The organism is Streptomyces sp. NPDC033136 (assembly GCF_055578235.1).
This window is the reverse complement of record NZ_JBVIPD010000030.1, coordinates 67,849-83,642: the sequence shown is the minus strand read 5'-3', so window position 1 is coordinate 83,642 and position 15,794 is coordinate 67,849. Positions and strand designations below refer to the sequence as shown.

At 71.1% G+C, this 15,794-nt stretch carries 19 protein-coding genes; 7 read left to right on the top strand and 12 right to left on the bottom strand.

The window, feature by feature from the left end; translation table 11 throughout:
- Positions 1-125 precede the first annotated feature (125 nt).
- Entirely contained in the window at positions 126-626 is a 501-nt protein-coding gene (locus tag ACZ5TL_RS35755) for a GNAT family N-acetyltransferase (protein WP_468594955.1), read from the top strand.
- A 37-nt stretch (positions 627-663) separates the two neighbouring features.
- Here ACZ5TL_RS35755 and ACZ5TL_RS35750 read toward each other — a convergent pair whose 3' ends face one another.
- Together ACZ5TL_RS35750 and ACZ5TL_RS35745 are read right to left on the bottom strand one after the other, a co-directional pair.
- Positions 664-1,032 (bottom strand): hypothetical protein, encoded by a 369-nt coding sequence (locus ACZ5TL_RS35750; RefSeq protein WP_468594952.1) that lies wholly within the window; start codon positions 1,030-1,032, stop codon positions 664-666.
- Positions 1,032-1,274, bottom strand: a complete 243-nt coding sequence (locus tag ACZ5TL_RS35745; protein ID WP_468594951.1) for a hypothetical protein — start codon at positions 1,272-1,274, stop codon at positions 1,032-1,034. Before ACZ5TL_RS35745 ends, ACZ5TL_RS35750 begins: the two co-directional genes overlap by 1 nt.
- Before the next feature lie 158 nt (positions 1,275-1,432).
- Between ACZ5TL_RS35745 and ACZ5TL_RS35740 the strand changes: the two genes are divergently transcribed.
- Entirely contained in the window at positions 1,433-1,729 is a 297-nt protein-coding gene (locus ACZ5TL_RS35740; protein WP_468594950.1) for a GntR family transcriptional regulator, read from the top strand.
- A gap of 22 nt (positions 1,730-1,751) precedes the next feature.
- Here ACZ5TL_RS35740 and ACZ5TL_RS35735 read toward each other — a convergent pair whose 3' ends face one another.
- Positions 1,752-2,120, bottom strand: a complete 369-nt coding sequence (locus ACZ5TL_RS35735; RefSeq protein ID WP_468594949.1) for a VOC family protein — start codon at positions 2,118-2,120, stop codon at positions 1,752-1,754.
- Positions 2,105-2,707 carry a DUF6817 domain-containing protein gene (locus ACZ5TL_RS35730; RefSeq protein ID WP_468594948.1) on the bottom strand — a complete coding sequence of 201 codons (603 nt, stop codon included), beginning with the start codon at positions 2,705-2,707 and terminating at the stop codon, positions 2,105-2,107. Before ACZ5TL_RS35730 ends, ACZ5TL_RS35735 begins: the two co-directional genes overlap by 16 nt.
- 178 nt (positions 2,708-2,885) lie before the next feature.
- Here ACZ5TL_RS35730 and ACZ5TL_RS35725 point away from each other — a divergent pair, with 178 nt between their 5' ends.
- Positions 2,886-3,866 (top strand): LysR family transcriptional regulator, encoded by a 981-nt coding sequence (locus ACZ5TL_RS35725; protein ID WP_468594947.1) that lies wholly within the window; start codon positions 2,886-2,888, stop codon positions 3,864-3,866.
- A 48-nt stretch (positions 3,867-3,914) separates the two neighbouring features.
- Here ACZ5TL_RS35725 and ACZ5TL_RS35720 read toward each other — a convergent pair whose 3' ends face one another.
- Positions 3,915-4,562 carry a class I SAM-dependent methyltransferase gene (locus ACZ5TL_RS35720; protein ID WP_468594946.1) on the bottom strand — a complete coding sequence of 216 codons (648 nt, stop codon included), beginning with the start codon at positions 4,560-4,562 and terminating at the stop codon, positions 3,915-3,917.
- A 191-nt stretch (positions 4,563-4,753) separates the two neighbouring features.
- Between ACZ5TL_RS35720 and ACZ5TL_RS35715 the strand changes: the two genes are divergently transcribed.
- Together ACZ5TL_RS35715 and ACZ5TL_RS35710 are read left to right on the top strand one after the other, a co-directional pair.
- Positions 4,754-5,341 carry a TetR/AcrR family transcriptional regulator gene (locus tag ACZ5TL_RS35715; RefSeq protein WP_468594945.1) on the top strand — a complete coding sequence of 196 codons (588 nt, stop codon included), beginning with the start codon at positions 4,754-4,756 and terminating at the stop codon, positions 5,339-5,341.
- A 4-nt stretch (positions 5,342-5,345) separates the two neighbouring features.
- On the top strand, positions 5,346-6,527 hold the full coding sequence (locus tag ACZ5TL_RS35710) for a GDSL-type esterase/lipase family protein (protein WP_468594944.1): 1,182 nt from the start codon (positions 5,346-5,348) through the stop codon (positions 6,525-6,527).
- Positions 6,528-6,586: 59 nt separating this feature from the next.
- Here the strand turns inward: ACZ5TL_RS35710 and ACZ5TL_RS35705 are convergent, their stop codons facing one another.
- From ACZ5TL_RS35705 to ACZ5TL_RS35695, 3 genes are all read right to left on the bottom strand, one after another.
- A complete protein-coding gene (locus tag ACZ5TL_RS35705; protein WP_468594954.1) occupies positions 6,587-8,671 on the bottom strand; it encodes a phosphotransferase in 2,085 nt (694 codons plus the stop codon).
- Between the two features lie 260 nt (positions 8,672-8,931).
- Positions 8,932-9,672 (bottom strand): HAD family hydrolase, encoded by a 741-nt coding sequence (locus tag ACZ5TL_RS35700; RefSeq protein WP_468594943.1) that lies wholly within the window; start codon positions 9,670-9,672, stop codon positions 8,932-8,934.
- The gene (locus ACZ5TL_RS35695; protein WP_468594942.1) at positions 9,672-10,553 is read right to left on the bottom strand and encodes a GntR family transcriptional regulator; all 882 of its coding nucleotides are present in this window, start codon (positions 10,551-10,553) and stop codon (positions 9,672-9,674) included. The genes ACZ5TL_RS35700 and ACZ5TL_RS35695 overlap by 1 nt, the downstream gene beginning before the upstream one ends.
- 173 nt (positions 10,554-10,726) lie before the next feature.
- Between ACZ5TL_RS35695 and ACZ5TL_RS35690 the strand changes: the two genes are divergently transcribed.
- Entirely contained in the window at positions 10,727-10,915 is a 189-nt protein-coding gene (locus tag ACZ5TL_RS35690) for a hypothetical protein (RefSeq protein WP_468594941.1), read from the top strand.
- Between the two features lie 39 nt (positions 10,916-10,954).
- On the opposite strand, the gene ACZ5TL_RS35685 is transcribed toward ACZ5TL_RS35690, so the two are convergent.
- From ACZ5TL_RS35685 to ACZ5TL_RS35675, 3 genes are all read right to left on the bottom strand, one after another.
- Positions 10,955-11,854 (bottom strand): FadR/GntR family transcriptional regulator, encoded by a 900-nt coding sequence (locus ACZ5TL_RS35685; RefSeq protein WP_468594940.1) that lies wholly within the window; start codon positions 11,852-11,854, stop codon positions 10,955-10,957.
- Positions 11,855-12,158: 304 nt separating this feature from the next.
- Positions 12,159-13,439, bottom strand: coding sequence for a GNAT family N-acetyltransferase (locus ACZ5TL_RS35680; protein ID WP_468594939.1), 1,281 nt, complete (start codon positions 13,437-13,439; stop codon positions 12,159-12,161).
- Between the two features lie 100 nt (positions 13,440-13,539).
- Entirely contained in the window at positions 13,540-14,172 is a 633-nt protein-coding gene (locus tag ACZ5TL_RS35675; protein ID WP_468594938.1) for an RsiG family protein, read from the bottom strand.
- 211 nt (positions 14,173-14,383) lie between these two features.
- Between ACZ5TL_RS35675 and dtd the strand changes: the two genes are divergently transcribed.
- Complete coding sequence (gene dtd / locus ACZ5TL_RS35670) at positions 14,384-14,809, top strand: D-aminoacyl-tRNA deacylase (RefSeq protein ID WP_468594937.1); 426 nt, start codon at positions 14,384-14,386, stop codon at positions 14,807-14,809.
- Between the two features lie 19 nt (positions 14,810-14,828).
- On the opposite strand, the gene ygfZ is transcribed toward dtd, so the two are convergent.
- Entirely contained in the window at positions 14,829-15,794 is a 966-nt protein-coding gene (gene ygfZ, locus ACZ5TL_RS35665; RefSeq protein ID WP_468594936.1) for a CAF17-like 4Fe-4S cluster assembly/insertion protein YgfZ, read from the bottom strand.

Below are 15,794 nucleotides of genomic sequence, written 5' to 3'. Positions count from 1 at the left end.
GGTCCTGCCTTCATGCGCCCACCCGGCCAAGATCACCCGACCAGGGACCCCGTTCGATCAGAACCGTCCTCATGATCGATAGGCATACGGCTTCTGAGAACCGATCCTCTGTGGCACCGACCGTGATGCGGCTCCCCCAGTACACCAAGGCGGACCAGGAAGAGATCCTTGGCAACAGCGATGATCCCTTCGGGGTCGCCTCGACCGGTCTGACCTGGCTGCCGAAAGAAGAACACTTCGGCATCAGACACGAAGACCGGCTCGTGGCACATGCTGGCCTGCTGCGACTGCCTATCTCGGTCGGCGGCACCACGACAGAGGTGGTGGGCGTCGGCGGAGTGGCCGTCGCACCCAGCATGCAAGGCCATGGCCTGGCTCGGCTCGTCGTCACAGCTGCCCTGGAGCACGCCCGCACGATGGGTCCTCAGCACGCCCTCCTGTTCTGCCGACCTCCCCTCGTATCGCTTTACAAGCGCCTCGGATGGCACCCGCTCGACAACGACGTACTCGTCGAACAACCCGAAGGCCGCCTGGTGACCATGCCGCTGCGGACCATGGTGACGTCCCTGCGCGACGATGCCCGCTGGCCCTCAGGGCCAGTACGGCTGTTCTCGCTCCCTATATGACGGAGGGTCATCCAGCACGGCGACCAGGGTTCACCCATCAGTGTCGGGCATGACCTGCCCGCGGACTTCTCCGTCCTTTGGCGTCCTCGGTGTCCGGCGCAGGCAAGCGCATGCCGCGGGAGTCGGCGACGCGCAGGGCGTCGGTCAGGCACTCGGCGAGGCGGAGGCCGGCGTAGCGGACCTCGGTGTACGGCGACGCGGGGTCCTCAAGGATCTTGCGGGCGAGGTTGAGCACGTCGGTGCCGGTGGCCAGTTGGACAGCCTCCAGTTCGTCGGCCAGGCGGGAGAGGTAGCCGCCACCGTTGCCGGTCACCAGGTAGCAGGGTTTGCCGTCCGGGGAGAGCCAGGGCAGGAGCCGGGGCGGGGGTGTGCCGTAGACGTGGCCGCTTTCGTGTACGTGTCCCATCAGGCGGCCACCTCCTGCTCGTGAGCGGCGAGGTCGGGCCGAACCAGGGCGGAGGCGGCGCCGTCGAGGGGGGTGGGCAGGCCGTACGGGGAGCGGTGACGGGGGAGGTGCGGAGTTGAGGGCACGGAGGGATGGCGGACGGGGGTGAGGTGACAGTGGGGGCGAGGGCGGCGGCGCCGTCCGGTGCCGGGGGCGAAGAGGAGTCGCACCCATTCGAGGGCACGGGGGATAAGGTCGTACACGTCGACGCTCCTGGTAAGCGTTGGCCATGCCCCGGGAGGTCTAGCCACCTCGCCGGGGCCTTTCCGCCCCTGACGCTACACCGGGGCATAGCCCTCTGTATACAAGTGCAGAGGGAGCCACACGATCGGGGAGGTCACCGCCGCTCTACGTTGGACACATGAGCGATAACGCAGCGCCGGAGACCCCGCTGGACCCGATGAGCGCCAAACCGCTCTATGTACAGCTGGCCGACGTCATCGCCGGGAAGATCGCGTCTGGAGAGCTGGTGCCGGACCGGCCCATTCCGTCAGAAAACCACCTCGCCGACGCATACGGCGTGGCACGGCTCACCGCGAGGCGGGCCGCACAGGAACTCCGCGAGCGCGGTCTGATCGTCACCGTGCGGGGCAAGGGTTCCTTCGTCGCAGAACAGCCGGTCGGCGACGCGCCCGAGGAGAGCGAGCCGAACGCCTGAAGGCCGCAGACAACCGCCTCGCTCAATACCCGACGATGCAGAAGGGATGCCCCGCCGGGTCCGTGAGCACCCGCCACCTGCTCTCGTTCGGCTGCCGGTCCGGCCTGCCAGCTCCCAACTCCACCAGCCGCGTCTCGGCCTCGTCCAGGTCGGCGACCCTGAAGCAGCAGTGCAGTTGCTGGGGCACCTCCTGCTCCGGCCAGCTCGGAGCCCGGTAGTCGTCGACCCGCTGAAATCCGAGGGAGAGTCCGCTCTCACTGCCCAGCGCGGCGAATTCGGGGTTCGACTCCGGATGCGGTTCGAGGCCGGTGGCCTGCTGATAGAACGCCGCGAGGGCGAGCGCGTCAGCACAGTCCAGGGTTATCGCGCTCAACTTCATCTGCAGCGGCATGGCTTCTCACTGATCGAAGGGACGTGGTCGGGGATGCCTGCCGGCGCCAGCACCTCCTGACAGGCCGACCAGGCGGGTCGGCTCAGCAGCGGGCGGATACGGGTGAACAGGCCGAGGAGTTCGGGGCCCCACTGGTCGCGGAAGCCGTGGTCGGTGCGGGCGAGGTCGAGTTCGTTGGCGGCGGACAACTCGGCGAAGTCCCGCCGTGACCGCGGCTCCGGGGTGTGGCTCAGGCCGGTGAACCGGTCGTGGAAGGGCCCGTCGGGGTCCACGAGCGTCGGGTAGGTGGCGCTGCGATCGCAGGAGGCGTACAGGTACACCAAGGCCTCGGCCTCGGCGCCGACCGCCGCTGCGAGTTCGGCACGGCGGTCCACGGGCAGCAGGGCGCCGGGGAAGCCGTCGGTTCCGTAGAACGCGTGGCACAGGCCCGCGAGTTGGAGGGCCGGACGGGCGCCCCATGCGGCGAGTTGCCCCTGTACTCGCCGGAGATGGGCGATGAGGGTGCCGCCCGGATGGGCGATGTCCGCGGCGCCGTGCCTGCGCAGAAACGCGACGGCCTGATCGGTGGCGACGGAGGAAGCAGGCACGAGCGAGTGTCCTTCCCGTACGGAGGTCGGCACCCGTCCGGTGCCTTCGCGTGTGGTCCGGACCCCGCGAAGACGCCGGACGGGTTGCCGCCTGGGCCCGTCACAAAGCATCGCCGACCCCTCAAACCCCAGTCAATCCTAGGGATTTATGCATGGACCCAAGCTGTAGCTTGGGGGTGTGACTCTCGACGATCTGCGCGTCTTCGTGGCCGTGTGCAGGGCGGGAAGCCTCAGTGCCGTCGCGCGCGAACTGGGCTGCACGCAATCGGCGGTGAGCCAGCACGTGAAGCGACTGGAGCGGGAAGCCGACGTGAGCCTCCTCGAACGGCAGCCGCGGGGTGTCGCCCCGACACACGCGGGGCGAGTGCTGTGCGACGCTGCCGCCGACAGCATCGCCGGTCTGGATCTGGCCCTGCGTCGCCTGGGGGACCTGGTCAACGGCGACACCGGCGCCGTACGCGTCACCACGGGCGGAACGACGGTACGGCACTTCATGTCCGAGGCCGTCGTCACCTTCCGGCAGCGCTACCCGAAGGTCGGCCTCGAATTCCAGACGGAGACCTCGAGCCGCAGGTGCTTCGAGGCCCTCTCCGCCGGGCACCTCGACCTCGCCTGGGTCACCATGGACGGCCCCGTTCGAGGCATCGAGCAGCACCCCGTCGTGAACCTGCCCTGGGTGCTGGCCGTCCGTGCCGACGACCCGCTCGCGAGCCAGCAGCGCGTCCACGCGGCCGATCTCGCCGACGTCAGTCTCATCCGTCTCCCCCGGAACTCGACCTCGGGCGCCCGTCTCGACTCCGCCCTCGCGGAGCTGGGCGTCAGGAGCAGTTCCGACACCAGCGTCGCCGACTGGGACACCGCCCTGCTGCTGGCCGAACTCGGGCTCGGCCACGCCGTCGTGCCCGCCCTGCCCGGTCGGCGGATTCCCGGTGACGGTCCCCTCCGCCTCCTCCCCCTCCCTGACCTGCTCCCGCTCCCGGTCGGCTGGGCCGTCCGCCGCTGGGACGCCCTCACGCCGATCGCCCGGGTCTTCGCCGAGACCGTCGCGCGCGCTTGCGAGGAGAAGGCAGCGAGCACACAGCGACTCCGGATGACGAGCACACAGCACCTCCGGATGACCAGCACCTCGGTGGACGGGACGGGCCGGCCCGCGCCGTGATCCGCACTCGTGACGACTCCGGCGGCCGACCGGCCTGAACCGCCCGCGTCACCCCGGCTTGTACGCCAGGAACGTGCCGGCCTGCCTCCTCGACCCGCCCTCCGGTTCCTGCACCACCCGCGTCGTGACCACCAGCCCGGCCTGCCGGAGCAGTTCGGCGATGCGCTCCGGGGGCAGCAGGTACGACTCGTAGGACACCGGCTGGTCGCCGTAGGCGTGGGTCGGGCGCAGGTGTTCGCCGTCACCGACGTGGCCTGCCAGCATCAGCCGGCCGCCGGGCGCCAGGGTGCGATGGAACTCGGCGAACACGGCCGGCAGACACCGCGGCGGGGTGTGGTGGGTGGCGTAGTACGCGAGGATGCCGCCGAGTTCGCCGCTGCCGATGTCCAGCGCGGTCATCGTGCCGACGGTGAAGCGCAGTTCCGGGTACGCCGCCCGGGCCAGCTCGATCATCTTCGGCGAGACGTCCACGCCGAACACCGGGACATCGAGGGCGGCGAGGTGAGCCGTCACCTTGCCGGGGCCGCAGCCGAGGTCGGCGACTGGTCCCAGGGGCCGTGCGAGTTCGGCGAAGGCGGCCAGCATCGCGCGGGACACCGGGTCCAGCCCGGCCGGTTCCGTGACGCGTCGGGCGTACTCGGCGGCGACGGTGTCGTAGGACTCCCTGATCGCGGTGACGTATGTGGGCTCGGTCATGGCGTGACGCTAGGCGACAGCACCGACACCGCGCCGCGCGGGCTCGTACGCCGACGCCGGTACGCCCGGCTGCTCCCGCCGTGAGACGGACCCCGCCCGCACACGCCACGCACGCGGAACGCAGGTAACGCCCATTTGCCTAAAGGTCTTAGGCAAATGCAGAATATATATAGGCAGAAGGAAGGTTCCTCATGGCACGTGCAGGACTGACGCCCGAGCGTCTCACCGAGGCGGGCGCGGAACTGGCCGACGAGGTCGGCTTCGAGCAGGTCACCGTCTCCGCGCTGGCCCGGCGGGTCGGCGTCACGGTCGCGAGCCTGTACTCGCACATCGAGAACTCCCGGGACCTGAAGACCCGGATCGCCCTGCTCGCGCTCACCGAACTCGCCGACCTGGCCGCCGAGGCCCTGGCCGGACGGGCCGGCAAGGACGCCCTGGCCGCCCTCGCGAACGTGTACCGCGACTACGCCCGGGAACACCCCGGCCGCTACGCCGCGGCCCAGCTGCGGCTCGATCCGCGGACGGCGGCGGCGAGCGCCGGTGTCCGGCACGCGCAGATGACCCGGGCGCTGCTGCGGGGCTACGACCTGACGGAACCGGACCAGACCCACGCGGTCCGACTGCTGGGCAGCGTCTTCCACGGGTACGTGAGCCTGGAACTGGGCGGCGGGTTCAGCCACAGCGCCCCCGACACCGACGCGACCTGGACCCGGATCCTCGACGCCCTGGACACGCTGCTGCGGAACTGGCCCGCACCCCCTACGGATCCCCGAGGCTGACACCATGCACACCGAGCACGACTGGATCACCACACCCCTCACGGCCGGCCTGCTGCGCGGTGCCCTCGACCTGGAGCGCACCGAACACGGTCTGCTCCCGCACCGGCTGCCCGCCCGGGCCCGCGCCCAGAACACCGACGCGCAGCTGGCCATGGCCGAGGCCCAGCCCTCCGGTGTGCGTCTGGCCTTCCGTACGGCCGCGACCGCCGTGGAACTGGACACGCTGCGCACCAAGCGCGACTACGTCGGTTTCCCGTCCCGCCCCGACGGCCTGTACGACCTGCTCGTCGACGACCGCCCGGCCGGCCAGGCCGCGGGGACCGGCGGCAACGTCCTCACGGTCGACCTGGCCACCTGGGACGGCGAGCTCACGTCCGGCCCGGTCGGCACGGTCCGCTTCACCGGCCTGCCCGCGCGCGACAAGGACGTCGAGATCTGGCTGCCGCACAACGAGACCACCACGCTGGTCGCCCTGCGCACCGACGCGCCCGTCGAACCCCTGCCCGACCGCGGGCGCAGGGTGTGGCTGCACCACGGCAGTTCGATCAGCCACGGCACCGATGCCGCGAGCCCCACGGCCATCTGGCCCGCGATCGCCGCGTCTCTCGGCGGGGTGGAACTGATCAACCTCGGCCTGGGCGGCAGCGCCCTGCTGGACCCGTTCACCGCACGCGCCATGCGGGACACCCCGGCCGACCTGATCAGCGTCAAGATCGGCATCAACATCGTCAACGGCGACGCGATGCGGCTGCGCGCCTTCGGTCCGGCCGTGCACGGCTTCCTCGACACGATCCGCGACGGCCACCCCGACACCCCGCTGCTGCTTGTCTCCCCCATCCACTGCGCGATCCACGAGGACACCCCCGGCCCCACCGCCCCGGACCTCGGCGCAGTCACCAAGGGCCACCTCTCGTTCGCCGCCATGGGCGACCCGGCGGAGAAGGACACCGGGAAGCTGACGCTCGGCGTCATCCGCGACGAACTGTCCCGCATCGTGAAGCAGCGCGCCGCCGAGGACCCGAACCTCCATTACCTCGACGGCCTCGCCCTCTACGGCGAGTCCGACGCGGCGGAACTCCCCCTCCCCGACCACATCCACCCGGACGCCGCCACCCACCGCCGCATCGGCGAACGCTTCGGCCAACTGGCCTTCGGCACGGGAGGGGCCTTCGCGGAGCAGGGGTGAGTGGGGCCGGACGACGGAGGCGGACGACGGAAGCGGACGAGGGGCGGGCGGGGCCGCGGCTACGCGAGAGCGCGGGCGAGGTACGGGTTCGCGGTGGAGCGGGACGGGAGCCCGAGGGAGGCGGTGGCGGCGGCCAGGGTCATGGCGTACGAGTCGACGGCCCGGCGGACGTTGGGCGCGTCCAGGCCGGAGCCGGTGACCAGCCGGTCGAGGTCGACGTAGGCGGAGCGGACGATCTCGATCCAGCGGTAGACCCGCCAGTCCTTCCGCCAGTCCCTGGTGTACTCGGGGGCCAGCGTCTTCTCCCACCGCCGGACCATGCGCTCGCGGATCTCCGGCCCGGTGGGAGTGAGGTGGATGTGCCGGACGAGGTCGTACAACGGATCGCCGACCATCGCCATCTCCCAGTCGATGATGGTGAGAGCCAGATGGTCGCGCCTGCAGTGGCGGACGAGGTTCCAGGGGTTGAGGTCCCCGTGCAGCAGGACGTGCCGGCGCGGTGTGACGCTGTGCCGGGCGAGGATCCCGCTCAGCCGGTCGGCGTCGGGCAGCCCCAGTGCCTTCGCGACCTGCCGCGTTTCCTTGGGAAGCCCCCGCACCAGGGCGACCAGCTGCTGGCTGAGCCAGGGGTAGAAGTCCCACGGCCCGGTGAGCGGATCGAGCCCGGCGTGGTCGACCCGCGTCAGCTGCCCGAGCTGGTGGACGAGCCCGTCGGCCTCATGGGGCAGCAGGCCGTTCACCGGGTGGCTGGGAGGCCGGTCGCTGTGCAGCGGTCCGGCGTAGGTGTGGATGGCGAAGGGGTCCCCACCATGGCTCCGGCCCAGCGCCAGCACCCTGGGAGCCGTCACGTCCACCTCGGAGCGGGCGATGGCCCGCAGTACCGCGTGCTCGCTGAGATGGCTCGGCTCCCGACGGCAGAGCGAGGCGATTCTGCGCCGCACCACCACGGGCTCGTCGATGTGGGGCACGCGGACCACGGAGTTGAGGTGGGCGGTGCCCTTGAAGACCCGGCCGGCCGGGGCCGTGCCCTCCGCCACCAGGGCGTCGCGAACGGCCGAGTGCGGGAAGCCGGGCTGTTCCGGGACGCGCTTGTCGGGGACCCAGGTGAGCGGCGGGACGGGACGGAAGCCGGTGGGCCGTCGGTGCCGGGAATCCCGCCGGCGCAGCAGCACCCGCTCGATCTCCTCCTCGCACGGCACCCTGGCGAGCCCGAGCGGCTCGGCGGCGGTCGCCAGCGCCCGGTGCACGACGGCCGTGGCCTCCGTCAGGCTCCGGTCGTCGAGCCGCTCGTCCAGCGACCGGGCGGCCCGCATCACGTCGGCGTACACGGACCGGGCCCGCTCGAAGGCGACGTAATGGCGCAGGTCCCTGGTCAGGCCGTTGACGGCCGGGGGCCGCACCCTCTCCATGGCCCCGGCCCACGCGTCACGCACCTCGTCCCACTGCCCGGCGGGATAACGCATCCGGACCAGGTGCGTGGCGAGCTCGTGCAGCGGGTCGCCGTAGGTGGCGAGCTCCCAGTCGACAGCCGTGACGGACCGACCGTCCGTGGAGACGATGAGGTTGTCGCGGTGCAGGTCGGTGTGGAGCAAGGTGTACGGTCGGCGCGCCATGGCGGGAATCCGCTCGGCCAGTCGGGTCAGCGCGTCGGCGGGGACCCCGAGCGCCTCGAACAGTCCGCCGAACTCACTCCAGTTGGGCTGCCGGATCTGCCGGTCGGCCCTCTGTGCCAGGGTGCGCAGGAATCCCCGGCTGCCCGTGTCGCCGCCGGGTACCGCGCCCGGCAGGGGCGGCAGGGTCTCCCTGCGGACCTGCGACATTCCGGCGACCGTCTGCATCAGCGACGTGATCAGCCGGCGGTCGACCGGGGCACCGTCGCCGTGGAGGCTGGAGAGCGGAACGCCCTCCACATAGCTGTGGACCGCCGAACCGTTCCGCCTGGCGAGGCATTCGGGGACCTTGGGCAGCGCGCCGTTCACGGCGCGGAGCACGTCGGGCTCTTCCCAGGTCCGGATCACCACGGGCAGCACGTTCTGGGCCCGTACGCGCACTATCGCCGGGGTGCCGGCCTCACGCCTCACGTACCGGGCCATGGACTCGGTCAGGGGCAAGACGAAGTTCCGGTTGTGATGGCCGTCGTACATCACGCCGTCCGTCTTCGCCCGCCGCACGAACTCCCCGTATGGATCGTGCGCGGGGAACCTCCGCGAAGGGGAGGGGGAAACCGCCAGCGGGGGCACCGGCCGCTCCTGGATCAATGTGCCAAGCTCTGGAAAGTGTTGCAGAGCCTAACGCCGCGCCGATGCCCGCACGACTCGAGTCCGGTGATCGGTGGTCTCAATGAGGTAACCGTGACGGGACATCCCGCCGCTGCCCTCGGACAGGGCCGCTGTGTGGCAGTGGCTCAGCGCATGCCCTTCAGCGCGATCAGTACCTCGTCCATGGACCGCACGATGCGTGACGGCTCGACACCCGCGGCCACCAGGGCATCCAGCTTCCGCTGGTGCCGCGCGTAGCCGAGGAAGGGGACCCCCAGCTTCCGGGCCGCCTCGTAGTCCGTCCCGGCGTCGCCGAGCATGAGCGCCCGGGACGGGTCCGCGCCCAGGGATTCGAGGGCCCGGGAGAGGCAGTGCGGATGGGGCTTCATCCGTGCGAGGTTCTCGGTGCGCCCGTAGATGTGGGGGAAGCAGCCCATGAGCTGCCGGCTCTCGATGTAGGCGGCCGCGGCGCGTGCCGAGTTGTTCGTGGTGATGGCGAAACGGGCGCCCAGGGCCGACCACGTCCTGATGAGCGGGTCGGCGTACGGCGTGGGCAGCGCCCTGGGGACGGCGGTGAGTTCCTGCTCGGTGAGCCACTGTTCCAGCCGGGCGATCTGAGCGCTGTCGGGATGCCGCTCGTCGATCAGGAGCAGCACGGCCTGGGGATCGGGGTCAAAACGTTCCTTCTCACTGAGGAGGTCGCCCAGTCCGAGCCGCTCGATCTCCTTCACGAGGTTCCGCGCCACCCCGTTCGCCGGATGGCCCGCGAACAGCCGGCAGATCGGCCCGTCCAGGTCCCAGAGGACGTAACGAACCGGAGCGAGCAGTTTCCGCAGTTCCTCGGTCGATGCCGTCACCGAACCGGTCTGCGTCGTATCAGAAGTCACTAGGAGAGTGTCAGGTCCGACGTGATGGTTTCCCAGAGGGCGTTGAACCACTTCCGGGATTCCTCCACGAACGCCGCGTCCCGCCGGCCCGCCCCCTTCAGGAACGAGAAGAGCAGGGACTGGGAGCCGAGGACGTCGTACATGTCGAGGGCCCGGCCGCCCCACTCCTCCTCGCGCCGGGTCAGCATGTAGTAGCCGATCAGCGCCTCCTGCTCGTTGAGCAGGTACAGCTTCACCGGCGGGGTGAAGGGCAGCGCCCGGAATCGCACTCGTACGTCCATGCCGTGCGTGGAGCGCAGGGTCAGCAGGTTGTGTTCCAGGACCCGGAGCTGTGCGTTGCGCATCTCCAGCCACCGCTGGTGCACCGCGTCGTCCTCCCCCTGCTCCTCGACGAGGCGGGGGAAGGCGAGGTTGATCTCCCGGGAGGGGAGCAGGACGCGCAGGTCGATCGACGCGGGCCGGGTGCGGCCCTCGTGGATGCGGCGCAACGGCTCCCCGAGCGCCACCATCAAGGTCTCGGACGTGTGGCAGACCACGTCGACGCGGACGGCCTTCGCCGAGAACGCCTCGGTCAGGCGTGGCGCCAGGCCGACCATGGTCGGCTGCGGCTCCCCGCGCGCCGGCTCCGGCGCCGCGATCCTCGGCGGGCTGCCCTTGCTGACGTGGGTCAGGAGGCCGTCCTCCTGGAGGGCCCGCAGGGCCTGGCGGACGGTGCCGCGTTCCACGCCGAACTCCTCCGCGAGCTCGGCCTGGGTGGGCAGGCGGTCGCCCGCCTTGAGCTCACCGGCACGGATGCGTTCCCGCAGGACGTCGGCGATCTCCTGAGGCTGGAGCCTTCTGCTGCTGCCGTTCACTGCCACGTTCTCCTGGGTCACGACCAAACGCTACAACTCTGATCCATCTGGCGGGAGTTGTTTGAAAGCTGTTTATGACTAGGGGCCAAGTGGGGACAACTTAATCAGAGTTGGTCGCCAACTCCAATGAGTTGGCGGAAGTTTTGCTTCCGAAGTTCGCCCCTCACCTGCCGCCCAGGAAGCCCGAAGGGGGAAAGAACATGCCTGCCCTCGCCCTCCTCTCCGCAGTCCTCGTCGTCGCCTTCGAGCAGCTCGTCCAGTGGAAGTACGGACCGGCCGGCATCATCGGCCTGCTCCTGCTCACCGTGGGCATCAAGGCCAAGAGCCCGGCGGTCAGCTCCGCGGGAGCCGTCGTGCTCGCGCTGCTGATGACGGGTCCCGCCCTGTGAGTTCACCGCGCCGGCCCGGTCCCACCACCGTGGGAGACGTCAGCTCGTGAGCACCAGCTCCGAACTGATCGTCTCCCACAGTGCGTTGAACCACAGATGCGACTGCTCCACGAACGTCGTGTCACGTGGGGGGCCCTGCCGGAAGGAGAACAGCATCGACCGGGTGCCCTGGGCGTCGTACATCTCCAGGTGCTCGTGGTCGATCTCGGCCTCCCGGCGCGCCAGCGTGTAGTACGCGAACAGCGCCTCCGCGCCGTTGAGCAGGTACAGCTTCACCGGCGGGGTGAAGGGCAGCGCGCGGAACGTGACCCGGACGTCGATGCCGTGCGTGGCGCGCAGGGCCAGCAGGTTGTGCTGGAGCACCTGCCCCTGGGCGTTGCGCATCGACAGCCAGCGCTCGTGCACCCAGTCGTCCGCGCGTCCCTCGACCGGCACCGGGAAGGCGAGGTCGATGTCCCGGCTCGGCAGCAGCACCCGGACGTCGACCTTGGCCGGTTTCAGCCGTCCGGCGTGGATCTGCCGCAGGGGCTCACCGATGGCGAGGGTGAGGGAGATGGAGGTCAGGCACACGGCGTCGATCTCGACGTGCTCCGCCGCGAACGCCGCCGCGATCCGGGGCGCGAGGGCCACCGTCGTCGGCAGCGGGGGCGCTTCCGGGCCGGTCAGCGCCCTGGCGGGGTTCGGGGCCACGGTCGCCGGGCTGCCCTTGGACACGTTGGTGAGCAACTGCTCGGACTGCAGGACGCGCAGCGCCTGGCGCACCGCACCGCGCTCGACACCGAACTCGTGGGCCAGCTGGGCCTGGGTGGGCATGCGTGCACCCGGCCGCAGCGCCCCTGACCTGATGCGGGCGCGCAGCTCGTCGGCCACCTCGTGATGTGTCCTCTGTGGCCGTTGCGCCCTCTGCCGTCCATGGACGGAGCCGTGTTCCGGGTCCACGTCCTTACACTACAACTTCCCGCCATCTTCAGGCAGTTCGGCGAAAGGTGGTTATGCGCCGCTTCCCGGCGGAGATAAGTACAGTGAAGTTGGTCGCCAACTTGAGCAACATGGTCAGACCTTCAAGAGGTTGGCCATCCCGCCACGGGGCTCCCTTCCGGAGGGGAGCCGGGAGCCCCGCCCGGCCGGATCAGCACGGCACGACAGCAGCACGGCACGGCACGACAGCAGCACCGCACAACAACCACAACCGAACAGCTCGCTACGGATGCGGGTCCCTGTCCATCGGCAGAAGAGAGCGGCTTCAGAACATGTCCGGGCACCACGGCCGCCTGGGCGTACGCAGCAGGGCGTCGGCCTTCCGGGCGGCGCCCGCTCGTTCTTCCCCGGCCCGCCCCAGCGCCGCCAGCCGGACCGCCGACTCGTCCCCGAGCCACAGTGCCGCCAACTCGCTCAGTCCCAGCGTGAGTTCCGCACTCCGAGTGGTCGGCGTGCAGGACGCCCCCTCGGGCGAGGCCTCCAGCCGGTAGCGCCCGCCGGTCAGCCCGTCCACGCCGGCGACCTCCAGCACCAGCGCCCCCTCCCCTTCGTACGTCCGCGCCTGAAGCGCCCGTACGACGTCCAGGATCCGTACCCACAGCCAGTCCGACAGCGAGGTGATCCCGGCCGCCCGGGGATCCGGCAGGACGTGCGGGAGCAGGTCGTCGGGCGCCCGCCAGCCGCTCTTGACCTTCACGACCCAGTCGATGGAGCAGAGGTACTGCCACAGGGCCCGCTCGGCGGCCGGTGTCGCGCCGAGCAGCCACCGCACGGTGGCCGTGTTCAACGGCTGCTTGGCGTCGCCCCAGTGGTCGTCGATCTCGTAGGCGGCCATGCCCTCGACGTCGCCGGAGGCCGAGCGGTACACGGCGAAGAAGGGCGGCTTCCACGACGGATCGAGCCGCACGGCGCCGGTGTTCTCCTTCCACCACAGGTCGTCACGGCTGACGGTCCCGGGCTGGGTACGGCGCAGCCGCTCGTGCAGGTCGGGGCCGAGCTTGCGGACGTCCTCGCCGTCCACCAGGTCGATCCGCCCGCCGTCCGCCGGGCCCGCCCAGCGGGCGTCGAGACCGGCGCGCGGCACGTCGACCGTCCACTCGGACATCCAGGTGGCCGGTCCGAAGCCGTACCGGCCGTAGATCGGGTACTCGGCGGCGATCAGCGTCGCGACGACGTCCCCGCGGTCCTTCGCGGCCGCCAGGTCCCGCGCCATCATCCGGCTGAGCAGCCCGCGACGGCGGTGGGTGGCGGTGACGGTGACGGCCGAGACTGCGTCGGCCTGGACGCCCGCCCCGCCCACGGCCGTGAGCTCCTGGTCGAAGGACCGGAAGGTCGCCACGCACCGGCCGCCGTCGAAGGCACCGAGGCAGCGGCCCGGGACGAACCGCTCGCGGCGGCCCTCGATCTCCTCCTCGGACAGGGCGGGCACCCGCAGGAAGCCGGTCTGCACGGCCCGCAGCCAGTCGGTGAACTCGGCTTCGGTGATCGGGCGTACGTCGATGCCGTCGCCGCGGGAGGCGGAGGAGGCGGAGGACGCAGGGGTCATGGCCTCACGCTAGGCGGAGGGCCGGTCGGTGTCGCGCGAATAACGGACCGGCCCTCCCGAAGCCCCGGGGACCCCGGGAGCCCCGAGAACCCCCGGGGGCTCACACCAGCAGGTCGTCGACCCGCGCCTCCCCTTCCCGGTACCGGCGCGCCATCTCCGCGCTGCACTCGTCCGCCGTGCGCTGGAGCCGCCGGCGGCGCCGGGAGACCTGCTTCTCGTGGCGCACGAGCCGGGCGATCCCCGTGGTCAGCTCCAGGTCCGTGCGCGCGTCCAGGTCGGACAGCTCGACCTCGGCGAGCATCTCCGTGGCCAGCCGCCGGTACTCCTCGCCCTGCGGGGTGCCCAGGGTGACGTGCCGGGCGGAGGAGCGGTTCCGGGCCGGGGCGTCCCGCAGGATCTCCGCCAGCCGCTCGACGACGGACGCCTCCGCGGGTGCGGCGTCGCAGGCCGCGTCGTCCGGGGCGCGCCGGGCCAGCTCCGCGCGCAGGATGTCGATCCGCCCCTGGAGCAGCCGCCGCAGGTAGCTGAGGTCGGTCTCGTCACGCTGGGCCTCGCGGCGCAGCGTGCGCAGCTCGGGCAGGCCCAGTGCGGCCAGCTCGTGCCCGCCAGTGTCCGAGGGCAGCCGCGGGCTGTCCGTGCGCTGCGTCGGCGGCCGGTGGTACTCCGACGTCCCGACCCCCGTGTACATCGACCGGACCGCCCCCGGGTGCTGCCCGGTGCTTGGTGTGCTCATGTGCCTCAACCGTCCCCTCGACCGGTGTGTGCGTGCATCGTCCCACCCCCACTGGCCGCTATGGGAACGAGTGCCCCCGATAGACCCCAGTTGGGCGGTTAAGCAGCAAAATACGGCCGTGCGCTGCCTGTTGGCGTCCGCGCAAACCACTCTTTCGGGCCATGCGCGAACCACCCGCGGCTCGCATGTCACCGCCCTGCATGATGGACGTATGCGAGCAGTGGTGCAGAGGGTGGACGGCGCGAGCGTCGTCGTGGACGGCGAGACCGTGGGGTCGATCGAGGGCGAGGGGCTGTGCGTCCTCGTCGGCGTCACCCACGAGGACACCAAGGAGAAGGCGGCGCAGCTGGCCCGCAAGCTCTGGTCGGTGCGCATGCTGCACGAGGAGAAGTCCTGCAGCGACATCGACGCCCCACTGCTGGTGATCAGCCAGTTCACCCTCTACGGCGACGCCCGCAAGGGCCGCCGCCCCACGTGGAACGCCGCCGCCCCCGGCGATGTCGCCGAGCCGCTCGTCGACGAGGTGGTCGCCCAGCTGCGCTCGCTGGGCGCGACGGTGGCCACGGGCCGCTTCGGGGCGGCGATGCGCGTATCACTGACGAACGACGGCCCGTTCACCGTGCTGATCGAAATCTGACCCGAAAGATCTACAAGTCCTACGGCTCGACGACGACTTCCTGGGCCGCGGCCGTGTCGCCGGCCACCAGCGGCGCGTCCACGGCCACGTTCCGCTTCAGCAGGGCGAGGGCGACCGGGCCGAGCTCGTGGTGGCGGGCGGAGGTCGTGATGAAGCCGACCTTCCGGCCGTCGGGGCCGTCGTCCGCGAGCCGGATCCCGGTGCCGGCCGCGGGCAGGTGGACCTCGCTGCCGTCCAGGTGCAGGAGGACCAGCCGACGCGGCGGCTTGCCCAGGTTCTGCACCCGGGCGACCGTCTCCTGGCCCCGGTAGCAGCCCTTCTGCAGGTGCACCGCCGAGTCGATCCAGCCCAGCTCGTGCGGGATGGTGCGGTGGTCGGTCTCGAAGCCGAGCCGGGGCCGGTGCTGCTCCACGCGGAGCGCCTCATAGGCGAGGAGCCCGGCGGGCGGCCCGGCCTGTCCGGCGTACGCCTCCAGGTCCGCGCGCGGCAGGAACAGGTCCCGGCCGTGCGGCGTCTCGCGTACGACGACGCCCTCGGGGGCCTCGGCGATCGAGCCGGCCGGCAGGTACACGACCGCGATGTCGGCCGTCCGGTCGGCGACCTCGACCTTGTAGAAGAACTTCATCGACTCCAGGTACGCGATCAGCGCGTCCTGGGTTCCGGGCTCGACATGGGCCCAGACCGTCTCGCCGTCGTCGACGAGGTACAGCGCGTGCTCGATGTGGCCGTTCGCGGAGAGGATCAGCGCCTCGGTGGCGCGGCCCGCCGGGAGGTCGCTGACGTGCTGGCTGAGCAGCAGGTGCAGCCAGGCCAGCCGGTCCTCGCCGGTGACGGTGACGACTCCCCGGTGCGAGAGGTCCACGAATCCGGCGCCGTCGGCGAGGGCGCGCTGCTCGCGGAACAGATCGCCGTAGTGGGCGGCGACGCCTTCGTCCACGCCCTCGGCGGGGACGGCGCCGGGCAGGGTCAGCAGGGGACTCTTCAT

Excerpts from the sequence above, each read along its gene's own strand:
- ACZ5TL_RS35680 (WP_468594939.1), bottom strand. The coding sequence starts at position 13,439 with ATGACCCCTGCGTCCTCCGCCTCCTCCGCCTCCCGCGGCGACGGCATC.
- ACZ5TL_RS35675 (WP_468594938.1), bottom strand. The coding sequence starts at position 14,172 with ATGAGCACACCAAGCACCGGGCAGCACCCGGGGGCGGTCCGGTCGATG.
- ACZ5TL_RS35690 (WP_468594941.1), top strand. The coding sequence starts at position 10,727 with ATGCCTGCCCTCGCCCTCCTCTCCGCAGTCCTCGTCGTCGCCTTCGAG.
- ygfZ (WP_468594936.1), bottom strand. The coding sequence starts at position 15,794 with ATGAAGAGTCCCCTGCTGACCCTGCCCGGCGCCGTCCCCGCCGAGGGC.
- ACZ5TL_RS35710 (WP_468594944.1), top strand. The coding sequence starts at position 5,346 with ATGCACACCGAGCACGACTGGATCACCACACCCCTCACGGCCGGCCTG.
- ACZ5TL_RS35735 (WP_468594949.1), bottom strand. The coding sequence starts at position 2,120 with ATGCCGCTGCAGATGAAGTTGAGCGCGATAACCCTGGACTGTGCTGAC.
- ACZ5TL_RS35720 (WP_468594946.1), bottom strand. The coding sequence starts at position 4,562 with ATGACCGAGCCCACATACGTCACCGCGATCAGGGAGTCCTACGACACC.
- ACZ5TL_RS35750 (WP_468594952.1), bottom strand. The coding sequence starts at position 1,032 with ATGGGACACGTACACGAAAGCGGCCACGTCTACGGCACACCCCCGCCC.
- ACZ5TL_RS35755 (WP_468594955.1), top strand. The coding sequence starts at position 126 with ATGCGGCTCCCCCAGTACACCAAGGCGGACCAGGAAGAGATCCTTGGC.
- ACZ5TL_RS35715 (WP_468594945.1), top strand. The coding sequence starts at position 4,754 with ATGGCACGTGCAGGACTGACGCCCGAGCGTCTCACCGAGGCGGGCGCG.
- ACZ5TL_RS35740 (WP_468594950.1), top strand. The coding sequence starts at position 1,433 with ATGAGCGATAACGCAGCGCCGGAGACCCCGCTGGACCCGATGAGCGCC.
- ACZ5TL_RS35705 (WP_468594954.1), bottom strand. The coding sequence starts at position 8,671 with ATGTACGACGGCCATCACAACCGGAACTTCGTCTTGCCCCTGACCGAG.
- dtd (WP_468594937.1), top strand. The coding sequence starts at position 14,384 with ATGCGAGCAGTGGTGCAGAGGGTGGACGGCGCGAGCGTCGTCGTGGAC.